24 protein-coding genes are annotated in these 23,107 nt (G+C 64.3%); 9 read left to right on the top strand and 15 right to left on the bottom strand.

Annotation, left to right across the window (positions count from 1 at the left end):
• Positions 1 to 210: 210 nt before the first annotated feature.
• The gene (locus FFI89_RS33605) at positions 211 to 1,902 is read left to right on the top strand and encodes a bifunctional diguanylate cyclase/phosphodiesterase (protein ID WP_138831732.1); all 1,692 of its coding nucleotides are present in this window, start codon (positions 211 to 213) and stop codon (positions 1,900 to 1,902) included.
• A 196-nt stretch (positions 1,903 to 2,098) separates the two neighbouring features.
• Here FFI89_RS33605 and phaR read toward each other — a convergent pair whose 3' ends face one another.
• Positions 2,099 to 2,698: a polyhydroxyalkanoate synthesis repressor PhaR gene (gene phaR, locus FFI89_RS33600; protein ID WP_138831731.1), complete on the bottom strand. Its 600-nt coding sequence runs from the start codon at positions 2,696 to 2,698 to the stop codon at positions 2,099 to 2,101.
• A gap of 315 nt (positions 2,699 to 3,013) precedes the next feature.
• On the opposite strand from phaR, the gene FFI89_RS33595 reads away from it, so the two are divergent.
• The 3 genes from FFI89_RS33595 (at position 3,014) to FFI89_RS33585 (ending at position 6,197) form a co-directional block, all read left to right on the top strand.
• The gene (locus tag FFI89_RS33595; protein WP_138831730.1) at positions 3,014 to 4,192 is read left to right on the top strand and encodes an acetyl-CoA C-acetyltransferase; all 1,179 of its coding nucleotides are present in this window, start codon (positions 3,014 to 3,016) and stop codon (positions 4,190 to 4,192) included.
• Positions 4,193 to 4,398: 206 nt separating this feature from the next.
• A complete protein-coding gene (phbB, locus tag FFI89_RS33590) occupies positions 4,399 to 5,124 on the top strand; it encodes an acetoacetyl-CoA reductase (protein ID WP_138831729.1) in 726 nt (241 codons plus the stop codon).
• Between the two features lie 200 nt (positions 5,125 to 5,324).
• Positions 5,325 to 6,197 carry a DMT family transporter gene (locus FFI89_RS33585; protein WP_138831728.1) on the top strand — a complete coding sequence of 291 codons (873 nt, stop codon included), beginning with the start codon at positions 5,325 to 5,327 and terminating at the stop codon, positions 6,195 to 6,197.
• Here the strand turns inward: FFI89_RS33585 and FFI89_RS33580 are convergent.
• The 3 genes from FFI89_RS33580 to gloB all read right to left on the bottom strand — a co-directional run bounded on the left by FFI89_RS33580 (position 6,194) and on the right by gloB (position 8,153).
• The gene (locus FFI89_RS33580) at positions 6,194 to 6,874 is read right to left on the bottom strand and encodes a flavin reductase family protein (protein WP_138831727.1); all 681 of its coding nucleotides are present in this window, start codon (positions 6,872 to 6,874) and stop codon (positions 6,194 to 6,196) included. The two genes, FFI89_RS33585 and FFI89_RS33580, sit on opposite strands and share 4 nt — an antisense overlap.
• A 77-nt stretch (positions 6,875 to 6,951) precedes the next feature.
• Entirely contained in the window at positions 6,952 to 7,386 is a 435-nt protein-coding gene (locus FFI89_RS33575; protein ID WP_138831726.1) for a cupin domain-containing protein, read from the bottom strand.
• Complete coding sequence (gene gloB / locus FFI89_RS33570; protein ID WP_138831725.1) at positions 7,386 to 8,153, bottom strand: hydroxyacylglutathione hydrolase; 768 nt, start codon at positions 8,151 to 8,153, stop codon at positions 7,386 to 7,388. The genes FFI89_RS33575 and gloB overlap by 1 nt, the downstream gene beginning before the upstream one ends.
• Positions 8,154 to 8,273: 120 nt before the next feature.
• On the opposite strand from gloB, the gene FFI89_RS33565 reads away from it, so the two are divergent.
• A complete protein-coding gene (locus FFI89_RS33565; protein WP_138831724.1) occupies positions 8,274 to 9,017 on the top strand; it encodes a methyltransferase domain-containing protein in 744 nt (247 codons plus the stop codon).
• A 76-nt stretch (positions 9,018 to 9,093) separates the two neighbouring features.
• On the opposite strand, the gene FFI89_RS33560 is transcribed toward FFI89_RS33565, so the two are convergent.
• The 5 genes from FFI89_RS33560 to FFI89_RS33540 form a co-directional block, all read right to left on the bottom strand.
• Positions 9,094 to 9,870 carry a DUF4167 domain-containing protein gene (locus FFI89_RS33560; RefSeq protein ID WP_138831723.1) on the bottom strand — a complete coding sequence of 259 codons (777 nt, stop codon included), beginning with the start codon at positions 9,868 to 9,870 and terminating at the stop codon, positions 9,094 to 9,096.
• A 479-nt stretch (positions 9,871 to 10,349) separates the two neighbouring features.
• The gene (gene prmC, locus FFI89_RS33555) at positions 10,350 to 11,240 is read right to left on the bottom strand and encodes a peptide chain release factor N(5)-glutamine methyltransferase (protein ID WP_138831722.1); all 891 of its coding nucleotides are present in this window, start codon (positions 11,238 to 11,240) and stop codon (positions 10,350 to 10,352) included.
• Positions 11,237 to 12,316 (bottom strand): peptide chain release factor 1, encoded by a 1,080-nt coding sequence (gene prfA / locus FFI89_RS33550; protein WP_138831721.1) that lies wholly within the window; start codon positions 12,314 to 12,316, stop codon positions 11,237 to 11,239. Before prfA ends, prmC begins: the two co-directional genes overlap by 4 nt.
• Positions 12,317 to 12,371: 55 nt before the next feature.
• Positions 12,372 to 14,639, bottom strand: coding sequence for a phosphoenolpyruvate--protein phosphotransferase (ptsP, locus tag FFI89_RS33545; protein WP_138831720.1), 2,268 nt, complete (start codon positions 14,637 to 14,639; stop codon positions 12,372 to 12,374).
• Between the two features lie 325 nt (positions 14,640 to 14,964).
• Entirely contained in the window at positions 14,965 to 16,218 is a 1,254-nt protein-coding gene (locus FFI89_RS33540) for an aspartate kinase (RefSeq protein ID WP_138831719.1), read from the bottom strand.
• A gap of 175 nt (positions 16,219 to 16,393) precedes the next feature.
• Between FFI89_RS33540 and FFI89_RS33535 the strand changes: the two genes are divergently transcribed.
• The 3 genes from FFI89_RS33535 (at position 16,394) to FFI89_RS33525 (ending at position 18,679) form a co-directional block, all read left to right on the top strand.
• Positions 16,394 to 16,873, top strand: coding sequence for a PH domain-containing protein (locus FFI89_RS33535; RefSeq protein WP_138831718.1), 480 nt, complete (start codon positions 16,394 to 16,396; stop codon positions 16,871 to 16,873).
• A 2-nt stretch (positions 16,874 to 16,875) separates the two neighbouring features.
• A complete protein-coding gene (gene ubiG, locus FFI89_RS33530) occupies positions 16,876 to 17,646 on the top strand; it encodes a bifunctional 2-polyprenyl-6-hydroxyphenol methylase/3-demethylubiquinol 3-O-methyltransferase UbiG (protein ID WP_138831717.1) in 771 nt (256 codons plus the stop codon).
• Between the two features lie 133 nt (positions 17,647 to 17,779).
• Positions 17,780 to 18,679 (top strand): EamA family transporter, encoded by a 900-nt coding sequence (locus tag FFI89_RS33525; RefSeq protein WP_138831716.1) that lies wholly within the window; start codon positions 17,780 to 17,782, stop codon positions 18,677 to 18,679.
• Here the strand turns inward: FFI89_RS33525 and FFI89_RS33520 are convergent.
• The 6 genes from FFI89_RS33520 to FFI89_RS33495 form a co-directional block, all read right to left on the bottom strand.
• Positions 18,669 to 19,109, bottom strand: a complete 441-nt coding sequence (locus FFI89_RS33520) for an EamA family transporter (RefSeq protein ID WP_138831715.1) — start codon at positions 19,107 to 19,109, stop codon at positions 18,669 to 18,671. The genes FFI89_RS33525 and FFI89_RS33520 overlap by 11 nt on opposite strands.
• Positions 19,110 to 19,217: 108 nt before the next feature.
• Positions 19,218 to 19,694: a DUF1178 family protein gene (locus tag FFI89_RS33515; protein ID WP_138831714.1), complete on the bottom strand. Its 477-nt coding sequence runs from the start codon at positions 19,692 to 19,694 to the stop codon at positions 19,218 to 19,220.
• Complete coding sequence (locus FFI89_RS33510; RefSeq protein WP_138831713.1) at positions 19,691 to 20,569, bottom strand: carbon-nitrogen hydrolase family protein; 879 nt, start codon at positions 20,567 to 20,569, stop codon at positions 19,691 to 19,693. Before FFI89_RS33510 ends, FFI89_RS33515 begins: the two co-directional genes overlap by 4 nt.
• Positions 20,566 to 20,841 carry a glutaredoxin 3 gene (grxC, locus tag FFI89_RS33505; protein ID WP_138831712.1) on the bottom strand — a complete coding sequence of 92 codons (276 nt, stop codon included), beginning with the start codon at positions 20,839 to 20,841 and terminating at the stop codon, positions 20,566 to 20,568. The genes FFI89_RS33510 and grxC overlap by 4 nt, the downstream gene beginning before the upstream one ends.
• Positions 20,842 to 20,884: 43 nt before the next feature.
• Positions 20,885 to 21,694: a ComF family protein gene (locus tag FFI89_RS33500; RefSeq protein WP_138831711.1), complete on the bottom strand. Its 810-nt coding sequence runs from the start codon at positions 21,692 to 21,694 to the stop codon at positions 20,885 to 20,887.
• A 31-nt stretch (positions 21,695 to 21,725) separates the two neighbouring features.
• The gene (locus FFI89_RS33495; RefSeq protein WP_138835942.1) at positions 21,726 to 22,055 is read right to left on the bottom strand and encodes an NIPSNAP family protein; all 330 of its coding nucleotides are present in this window, start codon (positions 22,053 to 22,055) and stop codon (positions 21,726 to 21,728) included.
• A gap of 170 nt (positions 22,056 to 22,225) precedes the next feature.
• On the opposite strand from FFI89_RS33495, the gene FFI89_RS33490 reads away from it, so the two are divergent.
• Positions 22,226 to 23,068, top strand: a complete 843-nt coding sequence (locus tag FFI89_RS33490) for a methyltransferase domain-containing protein (protein ID WP_138831710.1) — start codon at positions 22,226 to 22,228, stop codon at positions 23,066 to 23,068.
• The last annotated feature ends 39 nt before the right edge of the window (positions 23,069 to 23,107 follow it).

Raw genomic sequence — 23,107 nt, 5'->3', positions numbered from 1 at the left:
ACTGTCACGTTTTGGGACGTTACGCCCCGCTGCGATCCTTGCCTCGCAAGGCCTATGCCGGTCGGTGGTTGCTGGTTCCCGGAAGGTCCGGGACTGCCGTGAAACGTGGTTTCCGGATTGTTTATGAACTTTGCCTAGCCTCTGATTCGAAACAACCTCTATCCTCTTGTGCGGGAATCATCCGGCGATGTCCCGAATCGAGGCGATCTGATGCCCCCTGTGCCGCAAGCTGCCAGCATCCTTGCCTCGCTTGGACAGGCGGCGTTCGTCTGGGATATCGCGGCCGACACCATCGCCTGGAGCGACAACGCCGTCGCCGTATTCACCGATGTTCCGCTGCAGGCGCTTACCAGCGCCACCGAGTTCGCCAGGCTGATCGAGCCTGTGCGCTCGATCCGGTCGGACGCGCTCGGCCAGTCGGCGCCGCCGCGGAGCGGGGAAGCGGTCGCCTACCGGATCGAATATGGCGTGCGGACCTCGATGTCGGCGCCCGTGATCTGGATCGAGGAAACCGGCTGCTGGTTCGCAGGGCCCGACGGCAGGCCGGCGCGCGCGCAAGGCGTCGTCCGCGTCGACAACGAGCGCCACGCCCGCGACGAGCAGCTCATGAGGCTGTCGCGGAACGATCCGCTCACCGGCGAACTCAATCGCACCCACCTGATCGCCTCGCTGGCCGAAGCGATCGAGGAAGTCACACGCTCGCGTGCGTCCTGCGCTTTCATGCTGATCGGGATCGATCATCTGGCGCGCGTCAATGATGCCTTCGGCTTCGACGTGGCGGACGCCGTGATCGCCGAAGTGGGCAAACGGATTCGGGCGCGGCTGCGCGGCGGCGACGTGCTCGGACGATTCTCCGGCAACAAATTCGGGCTGATCCTGCGCAACTGCACCGTCGACGACACCAATGTCGCGGCCGAGCGCTTTCTCGCCGGCATCCGCGACGAGGTGGTGCCGACCGTGTCCGGGCCGGTGTCGGTGACGGCATCGATCGGCGCGATCAGCGTGCCGCGTTATGCGCGCAATGCCGACGAGGCCGTCAACCGCGCCCAGGAAACGCTCGATGCCGCCAAGCGCCGGCGCGCCGGATCGTTCTCGCTGTGGCGTCCGAATGTCGAGCGTGACGCCCAGCGCCGCGTCAACATTCGCGTCACCGACGAGATCGTGACCGCGCTGAACGAGCGCCGGATCGTCACCGCGTTCGAACCGGTGGTGGAAGCGCGCTCGCGGCAGCCGGCGTTCTATGAATGCCTGGTGCGGATGGAGCAGGACGACGGCCGGGCGCTGCTGGCCCCCGATATCGTTCCGGTCGCGGAGCGGCTGGGTCTCATTCGTCTGGTCGATCATCGCGTGCTCGAACTCGCGGTTGCCGAACTCGCGGCCGCACCGAACGTTCAGCTCAGCCTCAACATCTCGCCCGACACCACGATGGATCCAGACTGGTGGACCGGAATCGAATCGCTGATGCAGGCGCATCCCGGCGTCGGCGAGCGGCTGATCGTCGAGATCACCGAAACCGTCGCGATCCAGGATATCGACGAGATCAGGGGCTTCATCACCCGCCTCAAGCGATTCGGCAGCCGGATCGCGATCGACGATTTCGGCGCCGGCTACACCTCGTTCCGCAATCTGCGCAAGCTCGGCGTCGACATCGTCAAGATCGATGGCGCCTTCGTGCAGAACATCGCGCGCTCGGCCGACGATCGCGCCTTCGTGCAGACGCTGATCGACCTTGCCCGCCGGCTGCAGATCAAGACGGTGGCGGAATGGGTGCAGGACGAGGAAGCCGCGGTCATGCTGCGCGAATGGGGCTGCGACTACATCCAGGGCCGTCTGATCGGCCTTGCGTCGCCGCAGCGGCCCTGGAGCGTGGCAGCCGATACGGCGTTGCCGGCGGTGAGTTAGACTAAATCGAAAAGCAGTAGTGATTGTCGTGCCCGGGCGCGTCTTCGCGCTGGATGTGCCCGGCATCCCTTCGAACTCACAGCTCCAAAAACGTGGATGGCCGGGAGCGCAGACAAGTTTACGTAGTCTGCGTAAAGCAGACTACTACACCCGGCCATGACGCAAATAAAATGAAAGCAGCGGGCGAGAAAGAGTCCTACTCTTCCTTCTTCGGCTCTTTCGACATGCGCTCGAGACGGTCCTGCATGTCCTTCATCTGGCGACGAAGGTCGTCGATGTTGTCTTCGTTGGCCGCGGGCTCCGGCGCCTTCTCCGGTTCGGGCGCGGCCGATCCGGCGCGCGGCGGCACGAACGGCTTGAACATCGCGAACGTCTGCTGGAACAATTCCATATTGCGGCGCACGTGCTCTTCAAGCGGTGCGAACGGCGTTCCGCTGAAGGTGTTGGTGAGCTGCTTGCGGAATTTTTCCTGCTCGCGCGTCAGCGTGTCGATCGACTGTTCGAGATATTTCGGCACCACCATCTGCATGCTGTCGCCGTAGAAGCGGATCAATTGGCGCAGGAAAGTGGTCGGCAGCAGATTCTGGCCGGCCTTGTTTTCCTGTTCGAAGATGATCTGCGCCAGCACCGAGCGCGTGATGTCGTCACCGGTCTTGGCGTCATAGACGAGAAAGTCCTCGCCATCCTTCACCATCGCTGCGAGATCCTCGAGCGTCACATAGGTGCTGGTGCCGGTATTATAGAGCCGCCGGTTGGCGTATTTTTTGATCGTTGTAGGTTGGTCTGACTTTGCCATGGGCTCACACATCAACACCGAGAGCGGGGAACCCGACGGCTTCGCCGACGGGCAGACGAGCAGCGCAACGCAGCAAAGTAAGCATTTTCAACGGGGTTCGGCTACCGTTTTGTGCGGCACGGTTAATTCCAAGGCATGGAGGCTGCTCGGGAAACCGCCAAGCGCGCTATTTTGAATGCGCCGCGGCGGGATTTTGCTCTCAGGCCGATTGACACATCATGCCGAGGTTAACAGGATGGGCCCAAGAGACAGGCCCGCCATCCGGCCGCCCGCCGTCGAGAAACCTCAAGCCCCAAAACGTCAAAGGAGATGTCCATGTCAGACGATGTCGTCATCGTCAGCGCCGCCCGCACCCCGGTCGGCAGTTTCAACGGCGCGTTCGCCACCACCCCGGCGCACGACCTCGGCGCGATCGCCATCAAGGCGGCGCTGGAGCGGGCCGGCATCGAGCCGGGTCGGGTCTCCGAAGTCATCATGGGCCAGATCCTGACCGCGGCGCAGGGCCAGAACCCGGCCCGCCAGGCCTCGATCGCGGCCGGCATCCCGGTCGAGAGCCCGGCCTGGGGCGTCAACCAGCTCTGCGGAAGCGGCCTGCGCACCGTCGCGCTGGGCTATCAGGCGCTGCTCAACGGCGATTCCGAAATCGTCGTGGCCGGCGGCCAGGAATCCATGAGCATGGCCCCGCACGCCCAGTATCTGCGCGGCGGCGTCAAGATGGGCGCCTTCGAAATGGTCGACACCATGATCAAGGACGGCCTCTGGGATGCCTTCAACGGCTACCACATGGGCAACACCGCCGAGAACGTCGCCCGCCAGTACCAGATCACCCGGGCGCAGCAGGACGAATTCGCGGTCCACTCGCAGAACAAGGCCGAGGCGGCGCAGAAGGCCGGCAAGTTCAAGGACGAGATCGTCCCCGTCACCATCAAGAGCCGCAAGGGCGACATCATCGTCAGCGACGACGAATATCCGCGCCATGGTGCGACCGTCGACGCGATGGCCAAGCTGAAGCCGGCCTTCGAGAAGGACGGTACCGTCACCGCCGGCAGCGCGTCGGGCATCAATGACGGCGCCGCCGCCGTGGTGCTGATGACCGCCAAGCAGGCCGCCAAGGAAGGCAAGAAGGTGCTCGGCCGCATCGTCTCGTGGGGCCAAGCCGGCGTCGATCCCAAGATCATGGGCACCGGCCCGATCCCGGCTTCGCGCGCCGCGCTGAAGAAGGCCGGCTGGAACATCGGCGACCTCGATCTGATCGAGGCCAACGAGGCCTTCGCCGCGCAGGCCTGCGCGGTCAACAAGGACCTCGGCTGGGATACGTCCAAGGTCAACGTCAACGGCGGCGCGATCGCGATCGGTCATCCGGTCGGCGCTTCCGGCGCGCGCGTGCTGGTGACGCTGCTGCACGAGATGCAGAAGCGCGACGCCAAGAAGGGCCTCGCCACGCTGTGCATTGGCGGCGGCATGGGCATCGCGATGTGCATCGCACGCGACTGAACTGAAGGCAGGTTGACTGGTTGAATGATGAAAAGATCATCTGTCAACTTCGGCTCGAATCGATAACGTTGAAATGCCCGGTCTCGCGCCGGGCATTTTCATCTCTGGAGTGTTCGCGAGAACGCTTCAAATCCCAGAATTGAACTTCGTGAGAAGACCGGGATAATTCCGGCGTTTAAGAAGAGGCCACCAAGGAGGATTACGACATGGCACGTGTTGCATTGGTTACGGGGGGTACGCGAGGCATCGGTGCGGCGATCAGCAAGGCGCTGAAGGTGTCGGGCTACAAGGTTGCGGCAAGTTACGCCGGCAACGACGCTGCGGCCGAGAAGTTCAAGGCCGATACCGGCATCCCCGTCTACAAATGGGACGTCAGCTCGTTCGACGCCTGTGCCGCGGGCGTCAAGAAGGTCGAGGCGGACATCGGTCCGGTCGATGTGCTTATCAACAATGCCGGCATCACCAAGGACGGCGCTTTCCACAAGATGACGCTCGATCAGTGGAACGCGGTCATCAACACCAATCTCGGCTCGCTGTTCAATATGACGCGTCAGGTGATCGAAGGCATGCGGGCCCGCAAATTCGGCCGTGTCATCAACATCTCCTCGATCAACGGCCAGAAGGGCCAGTTCGGTCAGGTGAATTATTCGGCCGCCAAGGCCGGCGATATCGGCTTCACCAAGGCGTTGGCGCTGGAGAATGCCAAGGGCGGCATCACGGTGAATGCGATCTGCCCCGGCTACATCAACACCGAAATGGTGCAGGCGGTGCCGAAGGAAGTGCTGGAAAAGAGCATCCTGCCGCTGATCCCGGTCAATCGCCTCGGCGAGCCCGAGGAAATCGCCCGCGCGGTGGTGTTCCTCGCCGCCGACGAAGCCGGCGGCATTACCGGCTCGACCATGACGATCAATGGCGGCCAGTACATGGTGTGATCGGCGTTAGTCGCCGATCAGGCTCGCGAGCGATGTTAGAAAGTCGTCATGCCCGGCCTTGTGCCGGGCATCCACGTCTTTAGAACCATCGGCAGGAAATCCGTGGATGGCCGCGACTGCAGACAAGTGTACGCATCTGCGCAAAGCAGATGGTTATGCCCGGCCATGACGCAAGAGAAACTCGACCATTGCCTGAAGCCATGACCTCCCGCACCGCCACGCTGATCGGACTGACCGCGATCCTGATGTGGTCGCTGCTGTCGGTTCTGACGGTTGCGACCGGGAAGATTCCAGCGTTCCAGTTGGCCGCCATGACGTTTGCGATCGGCGCCGCGGTCGCTTTCTCAAGCTGGATCTGGCGGCCATCGGCCTTGGCAAGTTTGCGACAGCCGTTGACGGCCTGGGTTGTCGGCGTCGGCGGACTGTTCGGCTATCACGCGCTGTATTTTCTCGCGCTGCGCTTCGCGCCGCCGGCCGAGGCCGGTCTTTTGAATTACCTGTGGCCGCTATTGATCGTGCTGTTCTCGGCACTGTTGCCGGGCGAGCGACTGGCGCCGCATCACGTCATCGGCGCGTTGCTCGGGTTGGCCGGCACGGTTTTGCTGTTCGCGGGTAACGGCGGCCGCGGCTTCGCGCCGGGCCAGATCCCGGGCCTTGCCGCGGCCTTCGTCGCCGCCTTCGTGTGGGCGGCCTATTCGGTGATGTCGCGCAAACTCAAGGCCGTGCCGACCGATGCGGTTGCCGGCTTCTGTCTGGTGACCGCGCTGCTCGCGGCCCTCGTCCATGGCGCGGTCGAGACCACCGTCTGGCCGGATACGGTCGGGCAGTGGCTGGCGATTATCGCACTCGGCGTCGGCCCGGTGGGCGCCGCCTTCTTTGTCTGGGATATCGGCATGAAACGCGGCGATATCCGTGTGCTGGGCGCCGCCTCCTACGCAACACCGCTGCTCTCGACGACGTTCCTGATTCTGGCGGGCTATGCCAAGCCGAGCGCCACACTCGCCATCGCCGCGGTGCTGATTGCCGGCGGCGGCCTGATCGCAGCCAGGGATATGGTCTGGAGGATGCCTTAGGCGGCCGGCTTCCAGCCCGGCGGCTTGTACATCGCTTCCGGAATCTGTCCGAGTTCGGAACGTTGCAGTTTGTCCGGCGTCAGCCCGTAGAATTGCTGAAAGCTCATGATCAGCGGGCGCCATTTGTCGGGGTCGATCCGGTTGGGCTCGCCCGCCATCATCAGGCCCGCATGCGCATGCACGCGGGTCACGCGCACCTCGATCGCGGTGAGATTTCCACGCCAGACGGCATCCTCCTGCGCCATCTCGTGGACCTGGGCGATCCTGGCCTCGATCTGCACCGGGCATTCCAGCGCGCGCGGCGCGGCAACCGTGTCGCCAGGCACCGGCGTCAGGCCGCAAAGGCCGAACTTGTGGCGTTCATACCGATAACCGCGCATCGTCTTGCCTGGCGGCACCGGATCCGAACCGGTGGTGCGCGCCAGCCGATTAACCGCGCCGACCAGGGCGGCCGATGGCAAATTGAGGACGCATTCGCCTGTGCGAATCATGTTCTCGGTGGTCTTGGAATTGCGCGCGAGCCCCAGCATGCAGCGCCAGCCGACCCACCATGCCGACGACATCGGCGCGAGGTTGAACGAGCCGTCCTCATTGCTCGAGCCGATCAGAACGACAGGCGTGCCGAAATAGAGAATCGCCGGCTCGATCTGGTGTGAAACGCTGAATGTCCCGTGCATCGTCCGCTCCTCATCCTGTGAGGACGGAAATTGCACACGCGAGAGCGAGAAACCCACCCGATTCCCGACCGCAATTTTTAGCGAGGCGGGAACCAGTCAGGTTTGGCGAGTTCGAATCTTGCAAATTCGAATCCCGGTGCCACGGTGCAGCCGACCAGGGTCCAGTCGCCGGTGGTCTCCGCGGCCTGCCAGGCGTGCGCGGGCACGATCGCCTGCGGCACTTCGCCGGCCGCGAGATCGGCGCCGAGCTTCACGCTGCGTTGTCCATGATCGTCTGCGATCTGCAGGGTCAGCGCGTCGCCGGCGTAATAGTGCCAGACTTCCACCGCATCGACGCGATGCCAGTGCGAGCGTTCGCCGCGGGCCAGCAGGAAATAGATCGCGGTGGAGCGCGAACGCCCGCTGGTGTCGACGCTGGCGTCGCGAAACGTCTCGCGATAGTGCCCGCCTTCCGGATGCGGCTTCAGTTCGAGCCGCGCGATAATCGCGGCGGCCGTTATCGCAAGCGCCATCAGGACTTGTTCTTGCGTTCGCGGAGTTCGCCGAACACATCGGCCGCAGCAGCGCCCTTCATGTGCAGTTTCACGGCCACGGCAGGGTCGTCGGCGCGCAGGAACACGTTGGCTTTCTTCTCCTCGCCGAGCAGCACCGGGATCGTCGGCTTGTTGTCCGCCCGCAGCCGCGTCACCTCCGCGGCGCGGGCCTGCAGCGCCGGATTGTCGGACTCGACCGTTAGCGCGAACTTGACGTTGGAGGCGGTATATTCGTGGCCGCAATAGAGTTTGAAATCGTCCGGCAGCGCGCGCAGCTTCAGCAGCGAATCCCACATCATCGGATAGGTTCCCTCGAACACCCGGCCGCAACCGATCGAGAACAGCGTGTCGGCGGCAAACAGCGCCTTCTCGCTGTCGAACACATAGGAGATGTGGTCGAGCGTATGGCCCGGCGTCTCCAGCACCCGCGCCAGCAGGCCGCCGACCTTGACGACGTCGCCGTGGGCGACGCGCAGATCGACATCGGCGATCGAGGCCGCCTTGTCGTGCGGCGCCACGACGCGGCAATTGTACTTCTTCTTCAGTTCGGCGACGCCGCCGACATGGTCATGATGGTGATGGGTGATGAGGATGTCCGTCAGCGTCCAGCCTTCGCGCTCCAGCGCCTGGATGATGGGGGCGGCTTCCGGCGCGTCGATCGACGCGGTGGCCTTGGTCGCGGGGTCGTGGATCAGATAGCCGAAATTGTCGTTGAGGCAGGTAAAGGTACGAATTTCCGCGGCCATGATCACTCCATAAGTAAGGCGGTCAGCCCGCTTTATTCTTCAGAAATATGGCGTTAACGCTCATACGGCAATGCCAATTTCGGCGCGCCGTAACGAAACCGGTCGTGTTAGATTGCGCCCATGACCATCGACGTCATCGATCTCCGGGACTTCTACTCGCGACGCCTCGGCATTGTGGCGCGGCAGTTGATCAACCGCGGCATCCGGGCGCGCTGGCCCGATGCGGAGGGCCTGCGCGTGCTCGGGCTCGGTTATCCGACGCCCTATCTCGGGCTGTTTCGCGAGGACTCCGAGCGTTGCATCGCCTTCATGCCGGCGGCGCAGGGCGTGCTGAAATGGCCGACCGCGCGGCCGGCGCTCGCGACCCTGATCGACGAATTTTCGATGCCGCTGCCGGATGCCGCGGTAGACCGCATCCTGCTGGTCCACTCGCTGGAAATGTCCGACGATCCGGAGCGATTGCTGCGCGAGGTGTGGCGCGTGCTGGCGCCGTCCGGCCGCCTGATCGCGGTGATCCCTAATCGCCGCGGCGTGTGGACGCGCACCGACAATACGCCGTTCGGTCACGGCCGGCCCTATTCGCGCGCGCAGATCACGCAATTGCTGCGGCAGACCTGGTTTACGCCGACGGCGTGGGGCGAGGCGCTGTTTTTGCCGCCGGTCGGAAAAGGCTGGTTCCTGCGCTCGGCGATGGCGTGGGAGCGCGTCGGCGCCGCGCTGTCGCTGCCGTTCGCCGGCGTGCATATCGTGGAAGCGACCAAGCAGGTCTATCGCGCGATCCCCGCGCACCGCGAACGCACGCGGCTGATCCCATCGCTGCCGCCGGTGCTGGTGCCATCGTCGTCGACGACGGCCAGGGGATAAGCAACAGGATAAGAAAAAGGGCAGGCACGCTGTGCCCGCCCTTGGATTGCTGAACGCCTGTCGGCGATCGCGCTATTTACTCATTTCCCGAATTGAAATCTTCGCTGGGAGCGGCAGGCGCGGCCGCGCCTTCGGGACGCGGGCCGTGCGGCCGGCGACGACGGCGCGGGAAACGTTCGCCGCCGCCACTGCCTTCAAAACCGCCGGGAGTGCCGTTCACCTGCGGCTGCGGGCCGGTGATGAAGGACGGCAGGCGATCGACGCCGCCGGTGTCGGCGATGACGGGCTGCGGCTGGGGTTGCGGCTGATATTGCGGCTGCGGACGATGTTCGCGCTCGCGATGTTCGCGGGGCTGATGCTCGCGCGGCTGCTGGTCGCGATAGGGCTGGCCCTCGCGCGGCTGAAAGTCGCGTTGAGTGTGATCGCGCTGAGTGTTTTCGCGCGGCACGAACGGCTGCGGTTGCTGGGGAACGAAGCCGGGTTCCTGGCCGAAATTGGAGAAGCTCTCGCCCTCATCCTCGCCTTCGTCCGTCGAAGGCATTTCGTTCTCGGTGCGCGGCTGCGGCTGGTTCTGCCGGAACTGCTCCTGGGCGGCTGCGATCAGCCGGAAATAATGCTCGGCATGCTGGTAGTAGTTCTCTGCTGCGACCGGGTCGCCAGAGGAGCGCGCATCGCGCGCGAGCTGGACGTATTTTTCCGCAACGTGGGAGGCGGTACCACGGATCTTGATGTCGGGCCCGTTCGATTCGAACACCCGGGTCATCGGGTTTTGTCCGCGCCGGTTATTATTGTTGTTATTATTGTTGTTGTTATTCCGGTTACGCATCCGCTTGTTATTTTGACCGTTTCTCATGTCTCGCCTTTATTCCAGCCCTGAAGGTTATGCAGTTGCCATCGTAGCCTCATCCGATGTCGCGCGCGCCGAGGCGCACCGAATCGCGATGCCGTTCAATTTCATGTCGTCGGTTTCGCCAACCATCGCGTTCAACAAAGACGCGTTCCCCAACCGCCGGCATCGTCAGCCAGCCGGACCAAATCATTCAGCCTGCCAAAACCAGCCGGATCATTGAGCATGACCGCTTCGCGTGACGGGTTGTTGCGTAAGTCTTAAAGCGCAATATCAGGCTTTCGTTCGCTTTGCGGTCGAGAGCAGCACAGCTTCAGCCATTGCGCTCAATTGGACCTGCGTTTTGGAACCTTTCACTCGGTGGGCTCTCGTTTCGAGAACTCTGCCTCCACCCGTAACATCCTACGGGGCCAGCAACCCTGGACCGATGTTGTAGCCGGAACGTAGTCGCTCCCGGGCAATATTCCAAGTGGTTTTTTGGGACTTTATCGAGGCATTTTGCGGCCCGCGACCGCCCTCGGAATGCCCGCCAGATCGGCTTTTGGGGCGCCTGTGGGCGCCAGTCCGGCCAGCGTCATCAAACCGTTAATGGGGCCGCTTTGGCCCTCACCGGCCTCCACAACCAGGGCTGCGCCCGGTGCCAGAAGACCGGCGGCTTGGGGAATCAGCGCACGATAGGCATCCAGCCCGTCGGCGCCGCCATCGAGGGCGGTGCGCGGGTCATATTTCCTGACTTCCACCGCCAGACCGGCGATGTCGGTCGCGCGAATATAGGGTGGGTTCGACACGATCAGGTCGAATGGGCCGGACAGTCCGGTCGCGTAATCGCAGGCGATGAACGTCGCGCGCGATGCGAGCCCGGCGCTGACAGCATTGGCGGCGGCGGTTTGCAGCGCCTGCTCCGAGATATCGGTGCCGAATCCTTGTGCCGTTGGCAGTTCCGACAACAACGCCAGCAGGATCGCGCCCGAGCCGGTGCCGAGATCGGCGATGCGCAGCGGATGACCAGTGGCGCCGTCGGCACGCAGCAATTCCAGCGCCAGTTCGACCACGGTCTCGGTATCCGGCCGCGGCACCAGCGTTGCCGCCGAAAGCTTGAGCGGCAGTCCCCAGAATTCCTTCTCGCCGACAATGCGCGCGACCGGCTCGCCCGCAAGACGACGGCGCGCGAAGTCCTCGAGCCGCGCCGATTCATCGTCCGTGAGTTGCCGCGGCGCCGATGTGATCAGGCCGGTGAGGTCGAGGCCGAGCGCATGACCGGCCAGCGTCCGCGCATCGAGCCCGGCAGAGTCGAGCGCGGCTGATTTGAATCGCGCCGTGAGCGCGCGCCGCGCGGCCTCGATGGTTTGACCGGCGAAGGATTTGCTGGCGCTCACGCCGCCGCGCCCTGGGCGGCGAGCTGGGCCGCCTGATGCTCGGTCGTCAGCGCGTCGGTCAATTCGCCCAGGGCTTCGCCCGCGATCACCTGCGGCAGTTTGTAGAGCGTCAGATTGATGCGGTGGTCGGTGACGCGGCCTTGCGGGAAATTGTAGGTGCGGATGCGCTCGGAGCGGTCGCCGGAGCCGACCTTCTCCTTGCGTTCGGCGGAGCGCGCCGCGTTGATTCGCTGTTGTTCGGCGTCGTAGATCCGCGAACGCAGGATGTTCATCGCGGAGGCGCGGTTTTTGTGCTGCGAGCGGCTGTCCTGCATCATGACGACGATGCCGGTCGGGATGTGCGTAATGCGGATCGCCGATTCCGTCTTGTTGACGTGCTGACCGCCGGCGCCTTGCGCGCGCATGGTCTCGATCCGTAAATCATCGCTCTTGATGTCGACGTCGACGTCCTCGACCTCGGGCAATACCGCGACCGTCGCCGCCGAGGTGTGAATGCGTCCCTGGGTTTCGGTGTCGGGCACGCGCTGCACTCGGTGCACGCCGGATTCGAATTTCAGTTTTGCAAATGCGCCGCGGCCCTGCACTTCGGCGACGATTTCCTTGTAGCCGCCCATGGTGCCTTCCGACGCCGAGATCACCTCGACCTTCCAGCCCTGCAAGGCCGCGAACCGCTCGTACATCCGGAACAGGTCACCGGCGAACAGCGAGGCCTCGTCGCCGCCGGTGCCGGCGCGGATTTCCAGCACCACGTTGCGGTCGTCCATGGCGTCCTTGGGCAACAGCGCCACCCGGATCTTCTGCGCGAGGTCGTCGACTTGCGCCTGCAAGGTTTCGAGCTCGGCCTCCGCCATGCCGCGCATATCGGGATCGGTGGCGGAATCCGCCAGCAGGGTTTTGGTGTCCGCGATCTCGGCCAAAGCGGCGCGATAGGCTTTCACCGCCTCGATCAGCGGATTGAGCTCGGCGAGCTCGCGCGTGATCTGGACGTACTTTTCGGAACTCAATTGGCCCAGCAGCTCGGCCTCGAGCGAGGCGTGGTGGGCGAGCAGGATATCGAGTTTGGCTTCGGGTAACATGGCGGTGGTCTCAAGCGGCGGATAAGGAGGGTGGCGTCATCGGGCGAGAGCCTCGCTACAACGACAGCCCCTCGGCTTCCGCGAATGCAGTCAGCCTCTCGCGGATCGAGACGCTGCCCGACGGCGCATCGAGCAGAGGCATGATCATCGCCTCGGCCTTCTTGGCATCGAGGTCGAGGATCAGCGCCTTGACCGGCCCGTGGCCGGTCGCGGACAGCGACAGCGAGCGGTAGCCGAGCGCGATCAGCGCCAGCGCGCCAAGCGGCTTGGAGGCCATCTCGCCGCACAGCGAGGCGGACTTCTTGGCGGCATTGGCCTTGCGCACAATATCGCGCAGCGCCCGCAGGATCGGCGCCGACATGGTGTCGAACCGCTCGGAAACCTTGGCGTTGCCGCGGTCGACCGCGAACATGAACTGGAACAGATCGTTGGAGCCGACCGAGACGAAATCGACCTTCTTCAAGATTTCGTCGAGCTGATAGAGCAGCGCCGGGACTTCGATCATGGTGCCGACGTCGATGCGCTCCGGCAGGGCATGGCCGTGCTGGCGCAGATATGTCAGCTCGCGCTCGACGATGGCTTTGGCCTGGTCGAACTCGGCGACTTCGGAAATCATCGGAAACATGATCTTCAGCGCACGACCGCCGCCGGCCCGCAGCAGCGCGCGAATTTGGCCGCGCAACAGGCCCGGCCGGTCCAGTCCGAGCCGGATCGCGCGCCAGCCGAGCGCGGGATTTTCCTCGATCACGGTTTCCATATAGGGCAGCGCCTTGTCGCCGCCGATGTCGAGCGTGCGGAAGGTGACGGGCTTGGTGCCGGCGGCATCGAGCACGGTGCGGTACAGCGCGAGCTGGTCCGAGGTGCGCGGCAGGCTCTGGCCGACCATGAACTGCAGTTCGGTGCGGAACAGCCCGATGCCGGCGCTGCCGGTGTCGTCGATATGCGGCAGGTCGATCACGAGGCCGGCGTTGATCATCAGTTCGACCGGCTGGCCGTCCTTGGTGATGCAGGGCTTGTCGCGCAGCGCCGCATATTGCGCCTGACGCCGCGCCCTGAACCGTACCCGTTCGGCATAGGCCGATTCGATTTCGGCCGAGGGGCGCACGTAGATCGATCCCGAGGTGCCGTCGACGATGATGGCGTCGCCGGGATCGGCGATTCCAGGCGCATTGGCGATCTCGCCGACGGCGGGAATGCCGAGCGCGCGCGCCACGATCGAGACGTGGGAGTTGGCGGTGCCTTCCTCCAGCACCAGGCCGCGCAGCCGCTTGCGGTCATAGTCGAGCAGCGCCGCCGGGCCCATCGCGCGCGCGATCAGGATGGCGTTTTCGGGCAGTTGCTCGCGCGACGGCGCATGGTCCTGGCCGACCAGTTGCCGCATCAGGCGGTGGCCGAGATCCTCGAGGTCGTGCAGGCGGTCGCGCAAATAAGGATCGGTCGAGCGCAGCATGCGGGCGCGGGTGTCGGATTGCACGCGTTCGACGGCGGCTTCGGCGGTGAGGCCGGTGGCAACCGCTTCATGCAGCTTGTGCGACCAGCCGTGGTCGTTGGCGAACATGCGGTAGGCTTCCAGCACGTCGCGGTGCTCGCCGCCCTCGGCGACGTCGCCGCGCTCCAGCATGCGGTCGAGGTCGGCGCGCAGCTTGGCCAGCGCCGCGTCGAGCCGCTTGATTTCCTTCGGCAGGTCTTCGGCGATGTAATTGGTGATAACGACGCGCGGCTCGTGCAGCACGACATGGCCGAGCGCGATGCCGTCCGAGAGGATCGCGCCGGTCTTGTGCAGGGAGTGCCGCGCCGCCGGCTCGGCACCTGGTTGCGCCAGCGCCGCCAGTTCGCCGGAGGCGATCATTTCCGCCAGCACCATGGCGGTGGTCTGCAGCGCCTCGACCTCTTCCTCGACATAGGTGCGCTTGGCGCGGTTCTGCACCACCAGCACGCCGAGCGTGTTGCCGGCGCGCAGGATCGGCACGCCGAGGAACGAGTGATAGATTTCTTCGCCGGTTTCCGGGCGGAACGAGAACGCCGGATGGCTTTGCGCGTCGGAGAGATTGAGCGGCGTCGCTTCGCTGGCGACGAGGCCGACGAGGCCTTCATGCGCACTCATGACCGTTCTGTGCACGGCGTCGCGGTTCAGACCTTCGGTGGCGTAGAGTTCGAGCGTGTTATCGACGCGCAGCACATAGGTCGAGCAGACCTCGGCCACCATGTTGGCCGCGATCAGCACCACGATCTTGTCCAGGCGCTCCTGTGCGGAGACCTGCTCCGCCATGGTTTCGCGGAGCCGTCTCAACAAGACGCGGGGGCCTCCCGACGCGCTCCGCATGTGCCGATATCCTCCCCCGCAGAGCCAGCCCGCCGGGTCGCCGGCCGCTGGCGTGAAACGCACAAAAAACAACAATTTTAGTCATTCGGCGCCGCCGCAGGCCCCTGATCCCGGCCGAATCGGGATCGCCAAAACTGTGGCACAGTTTGCGGCAGCCCACCTATCAGGCCGTATAGCCAATCAAGGCTCGCTTTGCCAAGCAAAACGCCTGCCAGAACCAATAACGTCTGTGTCAGCACCATGCTGCGGTAGCGAAGTGCATAACCCGTCAAAATACGGGCGGTTTGGCGATCAACCGATGCGCGAAAAGGCAGAGAAAATCGTTCTAGGTTTTGTCGAGCCCGTAGAGCGTATGCAGCGTGCGCACCGCGAGCTCGGTATAGGCGGCGTCGATCAGTACCGAGAACTTGATCTCGGAGGTGGTGATGGCGCGGATGTTGATATTGCGCTCGGACAACGCCTTGAAGGCCTGGGCTGCGACGCCGGCATGGCTGCGCATCCCGCTGCCGATCACGGAAACCTTGGCGACGTCGGTGGCGCTGTCGAGCCGCGCATAGCCGATCTTGGCTTTCGACGAGGTAATGGTGTCGCGGGCACGGTTATAGTCGGAGGCCGGAACGGTGAAGGTGAGATCGGTGGTCTTGCCGTCCTCGGAGACGTTCTGGACGATCATGTCGACGTTGATGTTGGCATCCGCGAGCGGCCCGAAGATCGAGGCGGCCACCCCCGGCTTGTCCTCGATCTGGCGCACGGAAATCTGGGCTTCGTCCTTGGAGAAGGCGATGCCGGTGACGACGTGGCTTTCCATGATTTCCTCCTCGCTGCAGATCAGCGTGCCCGGCGGCGTGCCGTGCGGGTCGATGTCTTCGGGCTTGTCGAAGCTGGAACGGACGAATATCGGCATGTTGTGCACCATGCCGAGTTCCACCGAACGAACCTGCAGCACCTTGGCGCCCTGCGAGGCCAGTTCCAGCATGTCCTCGAACGCGATCTTGTCGAGTCGCCGCGCCTTGGGAACCACGCGCGGGTCTGTCGTATAGACGCCATCGACGTCGGTGTAGATATCGCAGCGGTCAGCGTGGAGCGCGGCTGCGATCGCTACCGCCGACGTGTCCGAACCGCCGCGCCCGAGCGTGGTGATTCGGTTGGACTGCGGATTGATGCCCTGGAAGCCGGCGATGACGGCGACTTCCCTGCGATCCTTGAAGCGGTGGACGATCTCGGCGCCGTCGATCTCGAGGATCCGCGCCGACGCGTGGGCGTCCGAGGTCCGGATCGGGATCTGCCAGCCTTGCCAGGAACGGGCCTGAATGCCGATCGCCTGCAGCGCGATGGCCAGCAGTCCGGAGGTGACCTGCTCGCCGGACGCGACCACGGCGTCATATTCGCGTGCATCATGCATCGGCGAGGCGTCGCGGCACCATTCCACCAGTTCGTTGGTCTTGCCGGACATGGCCGACACCACCACGGCGACGTCATGCCCCGCGTCGACTTCGCGTTTGACATGCCGCGCGACGTTGCGGATTCGGTCGATATTGGCGACGGACGTACCGCCGAATTTCATCACGAGGCGGCCCATGACGACGCGTGCATTCCCTGTGAGGATAAGTAAGGTGACCCGCACGGAAATTGGAGCGCCCGGGCCGAAAGCGGCGTATACATAGCGGCGCGGCCCGGGGCAAGCAACCGGGGCAGGTTTTCACCCCGGATTTGGCGTAAATTACTGTAGTGGCGGGTTAATTCAGGACGGGCGTATGGGGCGTTATATCGACGAAATCCTGCAACCCGGCGAGAAGGTGCTGTATTCCACCAATGCTCACTGGATGTTTTACCTGCCGGCGCTCGCGGCGTGGGCCGTGGCCCTGGTCCTGCTGATTCTCTCCCGAATGGTAACCGCCGACATGCTGACGCTGGTTTGCCTCTCGCTGGCGGCGATCGCCGGGCTTGCGGCGTTGTACTGGACGGCAACCGCCTGGTTCCATCGCTGGACCACCGAGACCGACGTCACAAATTTCCGGATCGTCCACAAGACCGGCTTCATCAAGCGCCGCACCTTCGAGATGAGCCTCGACAAGGTCGAGAGCGTCGACGTCAACCAGAGCATCCTCGGCCGCATCATGAACTACGGCGACGTGACCATCCTCGGCGTCGGCGAGGGCAAGGAAACCATTTCCACCATTGCGTCGCCGCTGGCGTTCCGCAATGCCATCACCGCACGACCGGTCGGCGCATAAACATGGCCATCCAGCATAATTCTTCTGCAAATCTCTCGGGCGTATCGGGCAGCACGGTTGATCCGGCCGAAGTCGCGAAATTCTCAAAACTGTCGGACGAGTGGTGGGACCCCAAGGGCAAGATGGCCCCGCTGCACAAGATCAACCCGCTGCGGCTGACCTATATCCGCGACGCCGCCTGCCGCAAGTTCGAGCGCAACGTCAAAAGCCTGAATTGCCTGGCTGGCCTGCGCATCCTCGATATCGGCTGCGGCGCCGGCCTGTTGTGCGAGCCGTTCACGCGGCTTGGCGCGCAGGTGATCGGCATCGATCCGTCGGCGACCAATATCGCCGCCGCCAAGCTGCATGCCGACAAGGGGCATCTGTCGATCGATTACCGCTGCACCACGGCCGAGGAGATGGACGTGCGCGAACGCTTCGACATCGTGCTGGCGATGGAAGTGATCGAGCATGTCATCGATGTCGGCGCGTTCCTCGCCCGCTGCACGGCGATGCTCAAGCCGGGCGGGTTGATGGTGGTCTCGACCCTGAACCGCAACTGGAAGAGCTTTGCGCTGGCGATCGTCGGCGCGGAATATGTGCTGCGCTGGCTGCCGCGCGGCACCCATCAATGGGACAAGTTCGTCACCCCCGACGAACTGGCGCAGCACCTCGCCAACAACAAGCTCACCATCACCGATCAGGCCGGCGTGGTCTACAACCCGCTCGCCGACAAATGGAGCGTCTCGTCCGACATGGACGTGAACTACATGGTGGTGGCCGAGGGGATTTAGTCCGGCTCAGAATTAACGTCGCCCCCCCCTGCACTCGCAGGGACGACGTTGTGGTTGGTGCCGCATGCAATTCTGACGGTTGACCGGACCCGCCGTGCCCGGCACGGTGCGGCCCCTTCCGGCCGGAAATCCCATGTTCTCCATCGCCACGCTCTGGATTCCCTTCACCTTCATCGCCGCACTCGGGCAGGTCGCCCGCAATGCGATGCAGCGATCGCTGACGGTGCCGCTCGGGACCTGGGGCGCGACCAATATCCGCTTCCTGTTCGGCTTTCCGTTCTCGATTGTGTTCTTCGCGGTCGTGGTAGCCGTGACCGGCGACCCGATTCCGTGGCCGACCGCGGTGTTCTGGCCGTGGCTGCTGCTCGGCGCGCTCTGCCAGATCGTCGGCACCGGCATGATGCTGCTGGCGATGAACGACCGCTCCTTCGTGGTGACGACGGCCTACCTCAAGACCGAGGCGATCCAGACCGCGATCTTCGGATTCGTGTTTCTCGGCGATCATTTGACCGTGCTGAAGGTGATCGCGATCCTGATCGCGACGGCGGGCGTGGTCATTGCAGCACTGCGCCCGGGCGCCGAAAAGGGTTTTGCGGATCTCAAGCCGACGCTGCTGGGTCTTGCGGCCGCTGCGGCGTTCGCGCTGTCGGCGGTCGGCTTTCGCGGCGCCGTGATCGTCGTACCCGGCGTCTCCTTCGTGACGGCGGCCTCCTACACGCTGGTGTTCGGCCTGTTCGTGCAGACGCTGGTGCTGACGATCTATCTGCTGGCGCGCGCGCCCGACGTGCTGAGGAAGATTTTCGGGCTGTGGCGGCCCTCGATGTTCGCGGGCTTCATGGGCGCGTTCGCCTCGCAATTCTGGTTCCTTGCGTTTGCGCTGACGGCGGCGGCCAATGTGCGCACGCTGGCGCTGGTCGAGGTGTTGTTCGCGCAGGCGGTGGCGTATTATTCGTTCAAGCAGCCGCTGTCCGCGCGTGAATTGTCCGGCATCGTGCTGATCGTGGTCGGGGTGGCGCTGCTGGTTAGCGTTTAATGACAATGATCACCGCGCCGGCGGCTATCAGCGCGATCCCGAGCCAGCCGTTCATCGACGGCCGCTCGCCGAGAAACACCACGCCGAATAGCGCCACCAGCACGACGCTGAGTTTGTCGATCGGCGCCACCAGCGTCGCCGGACCGAGTTTCAGCGCGCGAAAATAGCAGAGCCACGACGCGCCGGTGCCGAGACCGGACAGCACCAGGAAAATCCAGGTCTTGGTCGAGATCGAACCGGTCTGGCCGAGCTTGCCTGTGGCAAACAGGATCAAAGCCAGGCTGATCAGCACGACGACCGTGCGGATCAGGGTCGCCAGATCGGAATTGATGTCCTCGATGCCGACCTTGGCGAAGATCGCGGTGAGGGCCGCGAAGACGGCCGAGAGCACCGCCCAGGGCAGCCAGGAAGGAAAGGTGTCCGGGCTCATGTTGGGGTCCTCGGAGTAAGGGAGTCATTCCGGGGCGATGCGAAGCATCGAACCCGGAATCTCGAGATTCCGGGGCTGCGCTGCGCGCATCCCGGATGACGCCACGCGTCAATTCCGGTCGTCCGGCAGCACCGGCAGCGGCGAGACTTCGACGCCTTCGTCGATCAGGGAACGCGCTTCCTCGGGCGAGGCCTCGCCATAGATCGGGCGATGTTCGATATCGCCGTAATGCATCTTGCGCGCTTCGTTGGGGAAACGCTCGCCGACATTGTCGGCGTTCTTGACGATATGGTCGCGCAATTCCTTGATCTTGGCGCGCAGCTCGAGCTCCTGCGCCATCAGCAACGGTGTCGATCCCTGTGCCGTTGCGTCTGTCGTCGGCGCGTCGGCCGGCGTGGGTACGGCGGCCTCGCGGCCCTTCTTGCTGATGATCTGCGGGGCCATGATGGCGCGTTCGACCTTGACCGAGCCGCAGGCGGGGCAGCTCACCAGTCTGCGCTTCTCCTGGCTTTCATACGCCGCCGAGCTCTGGAACCAGCTTTCGAAGCTGTGGCCCTTCGCGCAGCGTAAGTTGTACCTGATCATGCCGAGCCCCGGACCAGGTGCAGGTGCTCCGGGCCGGCCTTGGGGTCGGCAATGCCGAAGCGCCTTCCATGTTGCAGCGACGGCACGGTTTTCCGCGCGGTCTCAACTTTAGAGGGATCGATCTTGGCGAGGAATACGCCGGGCTCGACGCCGCCTTCGGCCAAAATCTCGCCCCAGGGGGCGATGATCAGCGAATGTCCGAATGTCTCGCGCTTGTTCTCGTGCATGCCGGCCTGCGCCGCAGCGAACACGAAGCAGCCGTTCTCGATGGCGCGGGCGCGCAGCAGCGTGTGCCAATGCGCTTCGCCGGTCTTTTTGGTGAAGGCCGAGGGCACGGTGAGGAACGAGGCGCCGGATTCGGCCAGCGCGCGATACAGCGCCGGAAAGCGGACGTCGTAGCAGATCGTCAGACCGATGCGGCCCCATGGCAGGTCCGAGATTACGGCGGTCTCGCCCGGCTGGTAGTTGGCGGATTCGCGATAGCTCTCGCCGCTGGGCAGATCGATGTCGAACATGTGGATCTTGTCGTAGCAGGCGAGCACGTTGCCGTCGGGCCCGATCAGGAACGAGCGGTTGACCGCCTTCTCGGGCGAAAAGCGCAGCGCCAGCGAGCCGATATGGAGATGGATATTCAATTCCTTCGCCAGTTCGCGATAGGCCTTCAGCGACAGGTCGTCTTCCTCTGACGCGAGATGCTCGAACAGCGCCTTGCGGTTCAATTGCATCATGTTGCTCACCTCGGGGGTGAGCACATAATCGGCGCCCTGCGCGGCCGCCTCGCGGATCAGTCGGGTGCCTTGCTCGAGGCTCGGCTCGGGCAACAGCCCCGTGCGCATCTGCACCATGGCGGCGGTAAAGCTCTGGTCAGCGCTCATGATGAGGCCTTTTCTCCCGCCAGCATGGCGTCGAGCCTGCCCGCGCGGTCCAGCGCGTAAAGCTCGTCGCAACCGCCGACATGGGTTGCACCGATGAAGATCTGCGGAAAGGTCGTGCCGTCGCCGGCACGATTATACATCTGATCGCGAAAAGCGGGGTCGCTGGCGACGCTCAATTCGGTGAACGCGGCATTCTTGCGCGTCAGCAGCGATTTGGCGGCGGTGCAATAGCCGCAGCCCGGACGGGTGTAGATTTCAACGGCAGCGGTCATGGGGCGCTCTGGCTCGCAAGATTCTGAACTATAAGGCTTTGAATTATATGGGAGCCCGGTGAGTGTCCACAACCCGCGCGAATACCAGCACGTCGACCTGCGCAGCCTTGGCGCGCAGCAGGGCACGGGCGCAGGCATCCGCCGTGGCGCCCGAGGTCAGGACGTCGTCGACCAGGATGACGCGGCGTCCGGCAATATCGGCGCTACGCTCGGTGGCGACCTTGAAGGCGCCCTGCACGTTGCTGGCGCGCTGCGGCCGCGACAGGCCGATCTGCTGCTCGGTCGCGCGCACCCGCCGCAGCGCCTCGGTGGCCAGTTTCACGCCGCTTTGGCGCGAAATCACCCGTGCCAGCGCACCGGACTGGTTGTAACGCCGGCTCCAGCCGCGCCGCCAATGCAGCGGAACCGGCACCAGCACGTCGGCCGCGTCGAGCAGTTCCTGGCCGGCGCGGGCCATCCAGCGGCCCATGGCCGGCGCGAGATCGGTGCGGTCCTGGTATTTCAGGGCATGGACCAGCGTGCGCGCGACATCGTCATAGCGCACCGCGGCGCGGGCGCGTTGATAGGCCGGCGGATTGGCGATCGCCTCCATCGACAGCAATTCCGGCCCGGGATCGTAGATAAAGGGAATGCCGAGCCGCGGGCAGAAGGGCGGCGCGATGAACGACAGTTTGGCCCAGCAGTCCGCACAGACGCCCTCGCCATCGACCGGCTCGCGGCAGGAGACGCACAGGGTCGGCAGCGCAATGTCGAGTGCGAGGCGTGGGATATGCGCGAACGCGCCGCGGCACGCTCGCAGCGCGCCGCGCAGATGACTGGCGATGGAGCGTGGTGGTGATGCCTCGGCGTCCATCAGGAGAGGCTAGCGCCGTCCGGCGTCAGGCTCAAGCCGATCCCACGGCCGCCTCTCCGGGAAACACTGGCCGGAAGAATGATCGTTCATACCGGATGAAGCAGCGGGTTTGCTTCGCAAAGTCGATCGCTTTCTGAACGTCCGGATCTCCGGCGCTGTCTTTCCGGTATTGTTCGTAGGCTGCAAGGCTCGGGAAGCTGAACATCGCGAGGGCAATGTCGCTCGCCCCTTCGGAAGGCAGGAAGTAGCCGTGATGGATGCCGCCGAATCTCGGCACCAGTTCAATCCACATCCTGCCATAGGCCTCGAATTCGGCGAGTTTACCCAGAGGGACTTCGTATCGCAGGTAGCAAGTGATCATCGTCCAGTGCTCCCTTGGGTCGCGAACTGCGCGCGCATTGATAGCTTGGCCGGGAGGGGCGGTCATGTCGAATTTCGCGGAATATATCCTCTTTGCGGTCCGGGTCCGCCGAAGCCGCGCTCACCATCTTGAGGGATTGAGATGGACCGCCGACCGTCGTACCAACCGGGATGGCTTCGAATCCGAACGTCGCGCCTCATTTGTTCGACCGCGCCTTGCTACGGGCGCGGATGGATCGCGCACGGCGGGCTGGGCCGGTAACATTCCTGCTCGATCGTGTCGCGGAGGATATGGCGGACCGGCTGCAGGCGGTGACGCGCGGGTTTACCGACGCCGCGGAAATCTGGTCGCCCGGTGAGTTGCTGCGAAAGCCGCTCGCCGATCGATTCCAATCGATCGTCCGCATCGCGCCCGACGAATCGGAAACCCTGCCGCTCGAGCCGGAATCGCTCGATCTCGCACTCTCCGCGCTCGCGCTTCAGTTCGTCAACGATCTGCCCGGCGTGCTGGCGCAGATCCGCCGCGCGCTGAAGCCGGACGGGCTATTGCTGGCGGCGATGATTGGCGGCGACACGCTGACGGAGTTGCGACAATCCTTTGCCGCGGCGGAAGCCGAGTGCGAAGGCGGCGTGTCGCCGCGCGTCGCACCCTTTGCCGATCTGCGCGACATCGGTGCGCTGCTGCAGCGCGCGGGGCTGGCGCTGCCGGTCACTGACGTCGACCGCGTCGTGGTGCGCTACGACAGCGCGTTCGCATTGATGGCCGATCTCAGGCGAATGGGCGCGACCAACATTCTGATCGAGCGGCGGCGGACACCGACCCGCCGCGCCACGATGCTGCGGATGGCGCAGATTTACGCCGAGCGCTTCGCCGATCCCGACGGGCGCATCCGCGCCACCTTCGACATCATCTGGGTATCCGGCTGGGCGCCGCATGACAGCCAGCCTAAACCGCTGCGGCCTGGATCGGCGAAAGCGAGTCTGGAAGCGGCGGTGAAGCGGGTGAAGCCCTAGTATTCGTCCTCATGGTGAGGAGCGCGCCCTTGCGCGCGT

It is taken from the genome of Bradyrhizobium sp. KBS0727 (assembly GCF_005937885.2).
GTDB lineage: Bacteria > Pseudomonadota > Alphaproteobacteria > Rhizobiales > Xanthobacteraceae > Bradyrhizobium.
This window is presented reverse-complemented; position numbering and strand designations above follow the sequence as displayed.

Bases quoted from the DNA above. Each gene is read 5' to 3' on its own strand.
- FFI89_RS33605 (WP_138831732.1), top strand. From the start codon at position 211: ATGCCCCCTGTGCCGCAAGCTGCCAGCATCCTTGCCTCGCTTGGACAG.
- phaR (WP_138831731.1), bottom strand. From the start codon at position 2,698: ATGGCAAAGTCAGACCAACCTACAACGATCAAAAAATACGCCAACCGG.
- FFI89_RS33595 (WP_138831730.1), top strand. From the start codon at position 3,014: ATGTCAGACGATGTCGTCATCGTCAGCGCCGCCCGCACCCCGGTCGGC.
- phbB (WP_138831729.1), top strand. From the start codon at position 4,399: ATGGCACGTGTTGCATTGGTTACGGGGGGTACGCGAGGCATCGGTGCG.
- FFI89_RS33585 (WP_138831728.1), top strand. From the start codon at position 5,325: ATGACCTCCCGCACCGCCACGCTGATCGGACTGACCGCGATCCTGATG.
- FFI89_RS33580 (WP_138831727.1), bottom strand. From the start codon at position 6,874: ATGCACGGGACATTCAGCGTTTCACACCAGATCGAGCCGGCGATTCTC.
- FFI89_RS33575 (WP_138831726.1), bottom strand. From the start codon at position 7,386: ATGGCGCTTGCGATAACGGCCGCCGCGATTATCGCGCGGCTCGAACTG.
- gloB (WP_138831725.1), bottom strand. From the start codon at position 8,153: ATGGCCGCGGAAATTCGTACCTTTACCTGCCTCAACGACAATTTCGGC.
- FFI89_RS33565 (WP_138831724.1), top strand. From the start codon at position 8,274: ATGACCATCGACGTCATCGATCTCCGGGACTTCTACTCGCGACGCCTC.
- FFI89_RS33560 (WP_138831723.1), bottom strand. From the start codon at position 9,870: ATGAGAAACGGTCAAAATAACAAGCGGATGCGTAACCGGAATAACAAC.
- prfA (WP_138831721.1), bottom strand. From the start codon at position 12,316: ATGTTACCCGAAGCCAAACTCGATATCCTGCTCGCCCACCACGCCTCG.
- ptsP (WP_138831720.1), bottom strand. From the start codon at position 14,639: ATGCGGAGCGCGTCGGGAGGCCCCCGCGTCTTGTTGAGACGGCTCCGC.
- FFI89_RS33540 (WP_138831719.1), bottom strand. From the start codon at position 16,218: ATGGGCCGCCTCGTGATGAAATTCGGCGGTACGTCCGTCGCCAATATC.
- FFI89_RS33535 (WP_138831718.1), top strand. From the start codon at position 16,394: ATGGGGCGTTATATCGACGAAATCCTGCAACCCGGCGAGAAGGTGCTG.
- ubiG (WP_138831717.1), top strand. From the start codon at position 16,876: ATGGCCATCCAGCATAATTCTTCTGCAAATCTCTCGGGCGTATCGGGC.
- FFI89_RS33525 (WP_138831716.1), top strand. From the start codon at position 17,780: ATGTTCTCCATCGCCACGCTCTGGATTCCCTTCACCTTCATCGCCGCA.
- FFI89_RS33520 (WP_138831715.1), bottom strand. From the start codon at position 19,109: ATGAGCCCGGACACCTTTCCTTCCTGGCTGCCCTGGGCGGTGCTCTCG.
- FFI89_RS33515 (WP_138831714.1), bottom strand. From the start codon at position 19,694: ATGATCAGGTACAACTTACGCTGCGCGAAGGGCCACAGCTTCGAAAGC.
- FFI89_RS33510 (WP_138831713.1), bottom strand. From the start codon at position 20,569: ATGAGCGCTGACCAGAGCTTTACCGCCGCCATGGTGCAGATGCGCACG.
- grxC (WP_138831712.1), bottom strand. From the start codon at position 20,841: ATGACCGCTGCCGTTGAAATCTACACCCGTCCGGGCTGCGGCTATTGC.
- FFI89_RS33500 (WP_138831711.1), bottom strand. From the start codon at position 21,694: ATGGACGCCGAGGCATCACCACCACGCTCCATCGCCAGTCATCTGCGC.
- FFI89_RS33495 (WP_138835942.1), bottom strand. From the start codon at position 22,055: ATGATCACTTGCTACCTGCGATACGAAGTCCCTCTGGGTAAACTCGCC.
- FFI89_RS33490 (WP_138831710.1), top strand. From the start codon at position 22,226: ATGGCTTCGAATCCGAACGTCGCGCCTCATTTGTTCGACCGCGCCTTG.